Source organism: Candidatus Margulisiibacteriota bacterium (assembly GCA_041650635.1).
Classification (GTDB): Bacteria; Margulisbacteria; WOR-1; order JAKLHX01; family JBAZKV01; genus JBAZKV01.
Genome location: JBAZKV010000008.1, coordinates 22376 through 34713, shown reverse-complemented (window position 1 = coordinate 34713; position 12338 = coordinate 22376). Strand labels below are relative to the sequence as shown.

Here is a 12338-nt window from a genome sequence, read left to right as displayed (position 1 = left end):
TATAGATATGCTCCTCAAAAAGGTCAGCAACAAGTTCCTTCTGTCCAACGCCCTGGCTCAGAGGGCAAAGGAAATAAGCGAAGGCTCCCTCCCTTATATAGAGGAATTCAATCCGCTGGACCCCATCGACACCTCAATGCGCGAATTTGTAGAGAACAAGTTCAGTGTAAAGGTTCTTAAGGGGCCGGTTGAAAAACCCGTCAAAGAGATAGAACAGAAGGCTAAGGATTTCTGGTCCATTGATACGCTTGAGAAAAAAGAGCTGAAAAAGGCAAAAAAAACAAGCAAGAAGAAAAAATAGCCCGCCAGCGCCATTGCCCCGGGAACAAAATGCAAACTGCTAAGCCTCTCAGAGATAAAAAGATCATCCTTGGGGTCACCGGCTGCATTGCAGCCTACAAATCGGCAGAACTTCTAAGGGCCCTTAAAAAACTTGGTGCGGATGTTTGGGTCATAATGACCAGGTCTGCCCGGGAATTTGTTGCTCCTTTAACCTTTCGCACCCTTTCCGGAAATCCTTGCATAACGGAACTGTATGACAGTTCCGCAGTAATGACGCCCGTGCCGCATGTTTCCATTTCTGATTCAGCGGACCTGCTGCTGGTGGCTCCTGCGACCGCAAATATCATAGGCAAAACTGCGGGCGGGATAGCTGATGATATGCTCTCTACCACAATAATGGCCTGCCGCTCCCCAAAGGTTTTTGCTCCGGCGATGAACACAAGGATGTGGGATAACCCTTTAGTGCAGGAGAATGTCAAAAAACTCAAAAGCCTTGGATACTGCTTTGTAGGTCCGGATTCCGGAGAACTTGCCTGCGGGATTGAAGGTGACGGACGGCTTGCCCGTCTTGAGGACATTATTGCCGCTGTACAAAGCAAAATTGGCATTAAGCAGGACCTTGACGGTAAAAAAGTCCTTATCACGGCGGGGGGCACCAGGGAAGCGATAGATCCGGTCAGGTTTATCGGCAACCGTTCATCGGGTAAGATGGGTTTTGCTCTGGCCCGCCAGGCCTTGGACAGGGGAGCAGAGGTCAGGGTTGTTCTGGCAGATGCCAGGATCGACTTTCCAAAAGAAGCCGCGGTAGAAAAGGTCTCTACGGCTTTGGAAATGAAGAAAGCCGCGCTCAAATATTTTGATTGGGCGGATATTGTCATCATGGCTGCCGCGGTCTCCGATTTTAAGCCGGCTGTTGTGTCGCAGGACAAGATAAAAAAGGGGACCGGGGACCGCATACCGGATACCGAAGCAGCAATTAAACTTGAGAGAACAGATGACATTCTGCAGGAACTCGGGAAAAAGAAGGGGAATAAGGTCCTGGTAGGATTTTCGGTCGAATCAAAGGATCTGATCAAGAATTCAGAACTGAAACTGAAGGAAAAGAACCTGGACCTTATCGTGGCCAATCCTGTTTCGGCTTTTGAAAGCGATGAATCCGAGGCTGTGCTTATGATTTCCGGCGGAAAGTCCGTTAAACTAAAGAAGATGGACAAAGCAAAACTGGCCGCAGCCATTCTGGACTCGGTCCTTTAGATATCTGTCATGTATGTCCAGGTAGTCCTTTCCAAGGTTTCTCCCCAGACCGACAAAGAATATACATATAAGATCCCTGCGGAATCAACCTCAAGAGCTGCTGTCGGGATTCAGGTGCTTATCCCTTTTGGCAGGGCAAAAGCGGTCGGCTATATCACGGCTATTTCAAAAGAAGCCCCAGCCGGGGTAGAGCGCCTTAAAGAAATACTTGAGATAAGGACCAGAGTTCCTCTGTTTTCCCGACGCTCAGTTGAGACAGCAAAGTGGATCTCTTTTTACTACTGCTGCCTGTTCGGCAGCGCCCTAAGGCTGTTCCTTCCTCCGGGGATAGAGGCTTATGAGAAGACGGCGGGGAAGAGAAGGATAGAATTTCCAATTTCCCCCTCGACAGGGCTCGGGGCAAGCAATTTCCCCCTCGACAGGGATCGGGGCAAACAATTTCCAATTCCCAAAGAACAAACTAAGAAAGATGCTGGGAAGCCTGTCCTGCTTTTTAATGCGGGTTTGTCAGAAAGGACGGGTACATACATTAAAGAGGCCCAGAAAACCCTTTCAGAAAACAGGGGGGTCATACTGCTTCTGCCCGAGATAGGCCATGACAACCGGTTCGTGGAAGAATTCAAAAAGAACTTCGGAGATATTGTTGCCGTTATCCATAGCAATATGACCGAAAAAGAAAGGTTTTGTGAATGGGAAAGGCTGTACCTGGGGAAAGCAAAAATAGCCATAGGGACAAGAAGCGCGATATTTGCGCCCGTGCACTATCCCGGACTTATTATTGTTGAGGATGAAAACGAGTTCACCTATAAATCCGAGCAGACCCCCAAATACCATGTTAGGGATACCGCTTTGTTCATGGCAGAAAAACTGTCCGCCCGGTTGATCCTGAGCTCTTCAAGCCCAAGCGTAGAGTCTTTTTTTAGGGCTCAGAACGGAAAGTATTTTTTTAGCGAGAAAGATCAAATCGTCAATGACAGCAAGCCGGAGATCCTTGTTGTTGACACAAAGGAAGAAAGGTCAAGGCAGTTAAGCTCAGTTCTAAAGGAAGAGATAGCGCGATCGCTTGATGAACAAAAGCCGGTAATGTTGATCCAGAACAGGAGGGGATACGCACCATTTTTGGTCTGCGGCGCCTGCGGTAATGCGATAGAATGTCCCAACTGTTCGCTTTCCCTTACATATCATTCTCCGGATGGCACTATCAGGTGCCACAGATGCGGTTTTCTTTCGGAAAAAAAGATCGTGTGTCCTAAATGCTTCAGCCATTCGATCAATTATTTCGGTGCGGGGACCCAGAAGATAGAATCCGAGATAGGAAAACTGTTCCCGAAGGTCAGGACCATAAGGATAGACAGGGACAACCTCAGTTCCAAAAAGAACGCTTCGATAGCTCTTGAGGCCTTTGTAAAGGACGAAGCGCAGGTGCTTATAGGGACGCAGATGGTGCTAAAGGCCCTGCCAAAAAAGAAGTTCGGGCTTGTCGCGGTGATCTCGGCGGACGCAGCACTGAACTCTCCCGACTTTCGGGCGGCCGAGTCCGCGTTCGACTTCCTTTTTCGTATAACCGCAGGAGATAACAACGCTATACCTCCGGACAGGGTTGTGATCCAAACCCTTAATCCTCAGCATTATGCCGTCACAAGCGCGGTGGAAGGGGACTACAAAAAGTTCTATGCCACGGAGATAATGTCCAGAAAGGATTTCGGATATCCTCCGTTCTCTTTCCTGATCAATGTGATACTCTCCGGAAAAGACCGGGAGGCGGTAAGGCAAGAGGCGCTGCAGATTTGTTCGCAGCTCAAAGCCTTTGATCGGACAATAGAGATACTGGGGCCGGTAAAAGCCCCTCTGGAAAAACTTCGCGGTATGGTCAGATATCAGATGTTGATTAAGGGACAGGATTTGGCTATCATTAAATCAAAGCTCAAAGAGATGGTTGCTGTCCTGTCAAAGAACAGGCAGATAAGACTGAGCGTTGATGTTGATCCCGTTAACCTGGGATAGAAAGGCACTATATGGCGGCTTTAAAGATACTTACCGACGGCAACCCGATCCTAAGGAAAAAGTCAAGGTCTGTCGCGAAAGTCCTGCCCGAAACCAAAAAACTGATCGAGGACATGGAAGAGACTATGCGCCTTGCCCCGGGTGTGGGGCTTGCCGCTCCTCAGGTGGGCGTCTCACAGAGAATTATAATTGCCGATGTGGGGCAGGGGCTTGTGGCGCTTATCAATCCAAAGATACAGAAGAAAAGCGGCAAGTGCATGTTCTACGAAGGCTGTCTTTCGGTCCCCGGTATAGAGGGCCAGGTCGAAAGGAGCGAAAAGGTCCTTGTAAAAGGTTTGGATAAAAACGGAGAACCTCTTTGCATCGATGCTGAAGGCTATCTTGCTATAGTTCTTCAGCATGAGATCGATCATCTGGACGGCGTGCTTTTTGTTGACAGGATAAAAGACCCTTCCAGAATAAGGCATACAAAACCGGGAAAAGACGAAACGATATGAGGCTCGTTTTCATGGGGACCCCCCAAGGCGCTGCGGATATCCTTTCCTGCCTGCTTTCCGCCAAAAAGGATGTGGCCGCGGTGATATCCCGGCCCGACAAGCCCACCGGCAGAGGGTTAAGGGTCCTAAGCTCAAAGGTCTCAGCCCTGGCAAAAGAACATAACCTGCCGGTTTATAAACCGGAAAACGTCGGGGATGCCGCATTCGTTAAAGAGATCTCCCGGATAAAACCTGATCTTATTGTTGTTGTTGCTTACGGAAAGATACTGACAAAAGAATTCCTGGATATTCCAAAATATGGCTGTATCAATGTTCATGCGTCATTTCTTCCGAAATACCGCGGAGCCTCGCCAGTTCAGGCGGCACTATTGAACGGCGACAAAGAGACCGGTGTTACTATCATGAAGATAATTGAACGCCTTGACGCAGGGGACATAATAGCCCAGGAAAAGATCGTTATAAATGACGAAGACAATTCAGGGACATTGACGGATAAATTGTTCAAGGCGGGAGCGGGATTATTGTTGAGAGTTTTAAGCGATAATGATAGGGTCAAGGGCATAGGGTCAAGGCGGCAAGAGGAATCCCTTGCCTCATATTGCGCGACGATCAAGAAAACGGATGGCATCATAGATTTTTCCAGACCTGCGGAAGAGATCAGGAACAAGATAAGGGCCTTTACTCCTTGGCCGGGGGCGGTATGCAGATATAAGGGGACGGTAATAAAACTGTTGGATGGAAAACTCTTTGTAAAGACGCCCCGCCGGGGCGTCTTTACCGGATCTTCTGATGCACCCCCCGGCCGGGTCATGGATGTCATAAAAGATCAGGGAATTGTGATCTCCACGGGTGAAGGCGGCCTATTGATAACGCGGGTCCAGCCGGAAAATTCCAAAGCGATGTCCTCTCTGGAGTTCGCACGGGGCTACAGGATAGAGGCAGGGGACAGCTTTATTTGGGAATGACCACGATGGCGTTGCTGACCGCTCTGGGCGAGCCGCTGTTCATCGATTTTCCGCTTATCGAAAGAGCAGAAGAGCCTCCCCCGTCAAAGTTCATAGCTTCATAGGCCCCGAGTTTTACCATAAGAGATGCCAGTTCTTCAAGCGTGGCGCCTATGCTGGCCTGGTTCTTTTCCACCATCGCAAGTATGATATCTCCGCTTTTTGTTATGCCGACCGCAGTACGGGCCGCTCTGCCGGAGGCAACATCCCTCCTAAAATTCTCCTCAATTGAAGTGACATTAACATATCCTTTTTGCACGAGCCTGGGGCCTCCTCCGATAACATGTTTTATATTGTCAAACGGCGGAGACGTGATAAAGAACCACTTCACGGTATCGCCTTTTTTGAACAGGGGCCTTATCGCCTCGCCGGCAGCGCCGTTGGCACAGACCACGAACCCTCTTCCGGGAACTTTTGTTTCGCCGTATGTGATATCGACCACTCTGTCATCTTCAACAACAATGTTGGTAGTGGCTCCGGACGGGTCGGTCATCTGGTAATAAGGGGTCTGGACAACGATCTGATTCTGTCCCACCGGCTGATTAAGGGCGGAAAACCCCAGTGTCTGGCCGTTCTCAAGTTTTAGATACCCTTCCATTTTTACCGGTGCTATCCTTGCACTGCCGTCCTTACTCACTATAAGCGCTGTCCTGTTGAACAAGGGAGAAGATACCAGCTGTCCGTCGATTATCAATACCCCCAGCGGAGTTCCCCCCGCCCCAAAAAAGGTCCCGTTCACCCCGGCAAGGCCTCCGAGCGATTTGACAAAGGTATTGACCGTTCTTCTGGTAAAGTGAACATAGCGTTCCTCTTTTTCTTCTCCAAAAAGCCTGCCAAAAAAATCGAACAACGGGCTGAATACCGGAACGGTATCCTTTCCCTTGATCTGCGGCACGACTATTGCCGGGGTCAGATCTAATTTTGTTAGTGATGCCAGGACCGCGTGCGACCTGACGGCTTTACCTTTTATGTCCTGATCGATCGGAAGATAATAGAGGCCTTCTGATATTTCCTGAGCTTTACCGAACCATGAGGGAAGCTCAAACGGAGTTTTTCTGGCTTTGGGGGATTGTTCTGAGGCGGGGGCTTGGGATATTTCCGTGCGGTTTATGTCAACAACTATCCTGTCCGGCTGCGACAGAGCAAAGACCCGGCCTTCGACCCTGTAATGGGTCGGGATCGTTATTTTGAGGGTCCTATTTGAGCCTGTCATAGAAATTGGGCCGAGCAATGCATCAAGGATCCTGTACTCCGAAAGACCTTCTGCCGCCACAGAATCATCTATTTCAAGCGTTATCCCGGTGTCTGATAAGCTGTGGCGGAAAACTGCCGTGGAATCAAGGTCAAGAACAAGCCTGATCTTTTCGCTGTCGCTGCTGTGGCGGAGGCCGTTAAGCACAGCTGCTCCAAGCGATGCGGAAAGAAAAAACAAGATCAATGCTGCGGATAGTATCTTCTTCATGCAACAATGATAGCAAAAAAACAACGCGAGGGACTACAGCTCCTCTTCTTTTTCGACCAATACCCTGTAAAAACAAAATGCGCACAGCCCCAGTATCAGAGCCCAGGAGAAGATGAGGAAGAGCCAGCCGAACAAGTTCATTTTTCTTCTCCTTGGGCTGAGCCAGCGGAGGGGGTCGAAGCCCTTTTCCAGGATATCCTTACCAGCAGCGCCAGAGCAAAAAAGACCGACAGCAAGCCGATCCTAGTCCAAAGGATGTAAGGCGCATTTGCGGGGTCAACGCCTTTCATTAGGATGGTCGACCAGCCCTGCTGAACGAACCAGGAGATCAGGATAGCCAGTAGAAGCGAAGGCGTGACATATTTAATGATCCATTTGTAGAACCCAGGGATCCTGAGCTGAGCTCCGTGATGGATCTCTTCCCAGGCCCTGTCGATGCCGAAAGCCCAGACTAACAGCAGAGCCTCTACCGTGCCGAACAGGACCAGGCAGAAGGTCCCTCCCCAGAAGTCCATCTCATCCAAAACACCTCTGCCAAAAAAGAATATGACCGGCTGGCACAGGATGAAAGTTGCTGCGGCAACGAACGAGGCAGCTTTTTTTCTGGAAAGCTTAAAATCGTCCCGGACAAAAGCTACTGTCGGCTCAATAAGCGAAACAGAAGAGGTCAGTCCCGCCAAGAAAAGAAGAAAGAACCACAAGAAGGCGAAAACAGCCCCGAATGATATCTTGGAAAAGATGAGAGGCATTGTAATAAAGCCGAGATTGAATGTGCCGCTTGAGGCGATCTCCTTTATGCCGTCCGGCCCGAAAAAAGCAAAGGCAAGAGGAATTATTATGCTCCCTCCCAGGATCACCTCTGCCAGTTCATTTGTCGAAGCCGCCGACAACCCCGAAAGAGCTATGTCATCGCCCCTTTTAAGATAGCTTGCATAAGTCAGGATAACGCCTATCCCCACGCTAAGCGTAAAGAACATCTGTCCTGCGGCCGCAAGCCAGGTCCTGGCGCTAAGAAGTGCGGAAAAGTCAGGGTTCCATAAGAACCCGAAACCGTTAAATATGTTCCAGTCCGGCCTGGCAAGGTCGGGGGCGCCCAGCGTTACCACTCTAAGCAGGATGATAACAGCGGCTATAAAAAGCGCCGGCATGGCCACCTTGCATAGCAGCTCTATCCCTTTTGAAACGCCCCTGAAGATTATCCACATGTTTAGCGCAAAGGTTATGGCAAAAAAGATATATGCCGAAGAAATGCCGTTAAAATATTGGTTTGAAGCAAGACCCTGATAGCCTGCTAGGAACTGTGCCATAGAGGTCTTGTCCGGAAGGCTGGTCAAAAGTCCTGTCAGAGAGTAGTAGCAGTAACCCAAGAGCCAGGATTCGATGTAGACATAATAGATAAAAATAACCAGAGGACCGAAGATGCCGATAACCCCAAAATATTTAGACAGTCTGTGCTTCCAAAGTCGGTGCAGCATTCCCGGAGCGGTAGAATGCCCGTGCACTCCGCCGTACCTTCCAATAGACCACTCGATCCACATAAGAGGAATACCGATCAGAAGAAGGGAGATAAAGTATGGGATCATGAAAGCGCCGCCGCCGTTGTTTGCCGCCTGCGAAGGGAACCGCAGAAAGTTCCCCAGCCCGACGGCAGAGCCCGCAACTGCAAGGATAACTCCTAATTTTGAACTCCAGCGGTCTTTTTTTGCTTCGGCCATTTTGGATAGACATATGTTAGCAGTGTAGAAAAAAGGTGTCAAACTAAGACCTGTATTCTTCTGCTGATGCCGGGCTGGACATCTGTATGCAAAAAACACCGCCTGCAGATGATATAATTCCATTAACATATCCTGGAGGTGTCCTCATGAAAAGCGACAGCGTAAAAAAAGGCATAGAAAGAGCGCCCCACAGGTCACTGCTGCATGCTACAGGCGTGACAAAAGGAAGCCTTGAAAAACCTTTCATAGGGGTCGCAAACAGTTTCACGGACCTGGTACCCGGGCACATTAGCATGAGAGACCTTTCACAGATCATCGCAAAGGGCGTGCACAGCGGGGGAGGGGTTGCTTTTGAGTTCGGCCTGCCGGCTATCTGCGACGGTATTGCAATGGGGCATGACGGGATGCATTTTTCTCTTCCTTCGAGGGAATTGATAGCTGATGAGGTCGAGACCGTTGCAAAAGCCCATGCGCTTGACGGCCTGGTCCTTTTGACCGCCTGCGATAAGATCACTCCGGGCATGCTTATGGCTGCAGGAAGGCTGGATATTCCCTGCATAATTGTCAATGTCGGCCCCATGCTTGCAGGAAGGCACAAAGGCAGGAGAACGGACCTGGTGAGAGATACTTTTGAAGCGCTGGCTGCCTGCCAGCAGGGCAAGATATCTCATAAGGAGCTTGAAGAACTTGAGATGTGCGCCTGTCCCGGGGTTGGTTCCTGTGCCGGACTTTATACGGCTAACACAATGGCCTGCGTTACCGAGGCAATGGGGATGTCCCTTCCGGGCTGCGGGACCGCGCTGGCTGTTTCATCAAAAAAGAGGATGATAGCTTATAAGAGCGGGGAAAAGATAGTGGAACTGGTCAAAAACAATATCACCTCTCGCAAAATAATGACAAAAGAAGCAGTGATGAACGGGATAAGAATTGATATGGCGCTTGGAGGCTCGACAAACTCCTGTCTTCACATCCCGGCAATAGCGCATGAGGTCGGAGTTGAAGTCGGCCTTGATACCATAGAAGAAATCAGCAAAGTTACGCCTCATATAACCAATCTCCGGCCAGGAGGCGAGCATTTTATGGAGGATTTTGAATATGCCGGAGGGGTTCAGGCCGCGATGAAGGTCCTTGTAAACATGATAGCGGACAACCCTACCGTAAGCGGCAAATCCGTCAAGCAGCTCGCAAAAGAAGCCGAAGTCTACGACAGTTCCGTCATAAGGGACCTTGCCAGCGCTTATCATAAAGAAGGAGGGATCGCGGTCCTAAAAGGAAATCTTGCCCCGGACGGCTCCGTTGTCAAGCAGAGCGCGGTTAATGAGAGCGCGAGGGTCATAATAGGAAAAGCAAAGTGCTTTGACGGGGAAGAGGCGGGAATGGAGGCCATAATGGAAGGAAAGATAAAGGCCGGGGATGTTGTGGTTATCCGCTATGAAGGGCCCAAAGGCGGCCCAGGAATGAGGGAAATGCTTTCTCCTACGGCTGCAATTGTGGGGATGGGCCTTGGCGATAAAGTCGGCCTCATAACGGACGGAAGGTTTTCCGGAGGCACCAGAGGTCCGGCTGTCGGGCATGTTTCTCCCGAAGCGGCGGAAGGCGGCCCTATTGGAGTCATAAAGGACGGAGATGAGATAGAAATAAACATACCTGACAGAAAGCTTGAGCTTAAGGTCAGCCAAGAAGAGATCTCAAAGAGGCTCAAAAATTTCAAACCGTTAAAGAAAAAACTGACAGGTTATCTTGCCAGATATGCGCATTTTGTAACAAGCGCAAGCACAGGAGCAGTATTAAAAACTTAGCCCGACGCTAAAGCACCCGCCTGCCAAGCCTTCCCGGCTCGGCGGGATGGCGGGCAGGTCGGCTCCTGGAGCCGAACCTTTAGGTTCGGGTGCTTGGTTGCGCCCCTCTCCATAATTTGGTAAAATATATCAAATACAGAAAGGCCCCTTTATGGAACTTTCCGGCTCGGACGCATTGTTGGAATCTCTAAAAAAGGAAGGCGTTGAAGTTATATTTGGTCTTCCAGGAGGCTCCGTTCTGCCAATTTATGATTCCCTTTACAATTTCAAGGAAATAAAGCATATCCTGGTCCGGCATGAGCAGGCGGCGGGGCACGCGGCAGACGGTTATGCAAGGGCAACCGGAAAGACTGGCGTTTGTCTGGCAACATCCGGTCCGGGCGCAACAAACCTTGTCACCGCGATCGCCAATGCCCATATGGATTCCATCCCTATGGTTGCCATCACCGGTCAGGTTGGGACCGCTTTCCTGGGAAAGGACTCATTCCAGGAAGCGGATATTACCGGGATCACTCTTCCAATAACCAAGCACAATTATCTTGTCAAGAGCACGGCAGAGATCCCCGCTGTCATAAAAGAGGCGTTCCATGTTGCTTCCACAGGCAGAAAAGGCCCGGTCCTTGTGGATATACCAAAGGATATCCAGATCAAGAAAGCCGAGTTCGTTTATCCCGAAAAGATAAGCATGCCGGCCTATAAACCGACCTATCACGGACATCCCAAGCAGATAGCGGCCGCTGCAAAACTTATCGGCTCTTCGGAAAAACCGATGATATATGCCGGCGGAGGGGTGATCATGTCGGGAGCCGACAAAGAACTTCTTGAACTTGCCGAAATGATATCGGCGCCTGCCACTACCACCCTTCTTGGCAAGGGCGCGTTCCCGGAAACGCACCATCTGTCCCTGGGCATGTTAGGTATGCACGGTACGGTTTATGCCAACTATTCCGTCACGGAATGCGACCTCCTGATAGCGGTGGGCGCGCGTTTTGACGACAGGGTCACAGGACATATAGACCACTTTGCGCCCAAGGCCAAGGTGATACACATTGACATAGATCCCGCGGAGATCGGCAAGAATGTGGGGGTCGATGTTCCGATAGTCGGGGATGTTAAGAATGTGCTGAAAGCTCTGATAAAGCAGCTGTCAAAAAAGGAGCAGCAGACCCCGTGGCTGGAACAGGTCCTTGGCTGGAAGGATAAGCATCCTCTCTGTTTTAAGAATGACGGCAGCCTAAAGCCGCAGCAGGTCATAGAAAAGATCTACGAAGCAACATCCGGAGAGGCGATAATAACCACGGAAGTCGGCCAGAACCAGATGTGGGCGGCGCAATTCTATCGCTATACAAAGCCCAGAACATTTATCACTTCTGGAGGGCTTGGGACCATGGGGTTTGGATTTCCTGCGGCCATAGGCGCCCAGGTCGGCTGTCCCGACAAGGTTGTTATTGATATAGCCGGCGACGGCAGCATCCAGATGAACATCCAGGAACTTAATACCGCGGTCAACAATAAACTCCCGGTCATAATAGCGATACTCAACAACGGCTATCTGGGAATGGTGCGCCAGTGGCAGGAACTTTTGCACGGCAGAAGGTATTCCCATACGGACCTAAACAATAACCCGGATTTTTTAAAGATCGCGGAGGCGTACGGAGCGCTTGGCATAAGGGTCCACAAGCTGGAAGAGGTTGTCCCGGCCATGAAAAGGGCGATCGCCAACAGGGAAAGGCCGACAGTCATAGATTTTGTCATTGCAAGAGAAGAGAATGTCTTTCCGTTCGTTCCGGCTGGGCAGCCCATAAACGAAATGATAGTGGATTAATATGAAAAAACACACTTTGGCGGTCATCGTAGAGAACAGGGCAGGTGTCCTTTCCAGGGTCTCCGGGCTTTTTAGCCGCAGAGGCTATAACATACACAGTCTTGCGGTCGGGACAACCGAAGAGCCCAATGTCTCGAGAATGACGATAGTTGTCGAAGGCGACGATGTGGTCCTTGAGCAGATAATAAAACAGCTGTATAAGCTGATCGATGTTGTAAAGGTCATAGAACTCTCAGGGGTCCCGGCAGTTGACAGGGAGCTTGTCCTGATAAAGGTGGCGGCAAACGAAAAAACAAGGCCGGAGATAACCAAAATAGTGGATATTTTTAGGGCCAGGATAGTGGACCTTGGAGCGGATGCGCTTATTATCGAGGCCACGGGTGATTCCGAAAAGATCGATGCCCTGGAGAATATGCTGACCAAATACGGGGTAAAGGAGATGGTAAGGACAGGGAAGATCTCGCTTTCAAGGTCGGAAGAAATAAAATAAAAAAGG

At 50.1% G+C, this 12338-nt stretch carries 10 protein-coding genes; 8 read left to right on the top strand and 2 right to left on the bottom strand.

Annotation, left to right across the window (positions count from 1 at the left end; translation table 11 throughout):
• Nucleotides 1-7 precede the first annotated feature (7 nt).
• From WC490_03380 to fmt, 5 genes are read left to right on the top strand one after another with little or no spacing between them, the layout of a single operon-like run.
• Nucleotides 8-301 carry a DNA-directed RNA polymerase subunit omega gene (locus WC490_03380; GenBank protein MFA5097652.1) on the top strand — a complete coding sequence of 98 codons (294 nt, stop codon included), beginning with the start codon at nucleotides 8-10 and terminating at the stop codon, nucleotides 299-301.
• Between the two features lie 29 nt (nucleotides 302-330).
• Nucleotides 331-1536 carry a bifunctional phosphopantothenoylcysteine decarboxylase/phosphopantothenate--cysteine ligase CoaBC gene (gene coaBC, locus WC490_03375; protein MFA5097651.1) on the top strand — a complete coding sequence of 402 codons (1206 nt, stop codon included), beginning with the start codon at nucleotides 331-333 and terminating at the stop codon, nucleotides 1534-1536.
• Between the two features lie 9 nt (nucleotides 1537-1545).
• A complete protein-coding gene (priA, locus tag WC490_03370; GenBank protein ID MFA5097650.1) occupies nucleotides 1546-3540 on the top strand; it encodes a primosomal protein N' in 1995 nt (664 codons plus the stop codon).
• Nucleotides 3541-3551: 11 nt separating this feature from the next.
• On the top strand, nucleotides 3552-4037 hold the full coding sequence (def, locus tag WC490_03365; GenBank protein MFA5097649.1) for a peptide deformylase: 486 nt from the start codon (nucleotides 3552-3554) through the stop codon (nucleotides 4035-4037).
• Complete coding sequence (fmt, locus tag WC490_03360) at nucleotides 4034-5002, top strand: methionyl-tRNA formyltransferase (protein ID MFA5097648.1); 969 nt, start codon at nucleotides 4034-4036, stop codon at nucleotides 5000-5002. The genes def and fmt overlap by 4 nt, the downstream gene beginning before the upstream one ends.
• On the opposite strand, the gene WC490_03355 is transcribed toward fmt, so the two are convergent.
• Both WC490_03355 and WC490_03350 read right to left on the bottom strand, forming a co-directional pair.
• A complete protein-coding gene (locus WC490_03355) occupies nucleotides 4989-6503 on the bottom strand; it encodes a phosphodiester glycosidase family protein (protein MFA5097647.1) in 1515 nt (504 codons plus the stop codon). The genes fmt and WC490_03355 overlap by 14 nt on opposite strands.
• A gap of 137 nt (nucleotides 6504-6640) precedes the next feature.
• Entirely contained in the window at nucleotides 6641-8218 is a 1578-nt protein-coding gene (locus WC490_03350) for a sodium-dependent transporter (protein ID MFA5097646.1), read from the bottom strand.
• 146 nt (nucleotides 8219-8364) lie between these two features.
• On the opposite strand from WC490_03350, the gene ilvD reads away from it, so the two are divergent.
• The 3 genes from ilvD (at nucleotide 8365) to ilvN (ending at nucleotide 12332) form a co-directional block, all read left to right on the top strand.
• Nucleotides 8365-10017: a dihydroxy-acid dehydratase gene (ilvD, locus tag WC490_03345; GenBank protein ID MFA5097645.1), complete on the top strand. Its 1653-nt coding sequence runs from the start codon at nucleotides 8365-8367 to the stop codon at nucleotides 10015-10017.
• 151 nt (nucleotides 10018-10168) lie between these two features.
• Nucleotides 10169-11842, top strand: coding sequence for a biosynthetic-type acetolactate synthase large subunit (gene ilvB / locus WC490_03340; protein MFA5097644.1), 1674 nt, complete (start codon nucleotides 10169-10171; stop codon nucleotides 11840-11842).
• 1 nt (nucleotide 11843) lies between these two features.
• The gene (gene ilvN, locus WC490_03335; GenBank protein MFA5097643.1) at nucleotides 11844-12332 is read left to right on the top strand and encodes an acetolactate synthase small subunit; all 489 of its coding nucleotides are present in this window, start codon (nucleotides 11844-11846) and stop codon (nucleotides 12330-12332) included.
• Nucleotides 12333-12338: the final 6 nt, after the last annotated feature.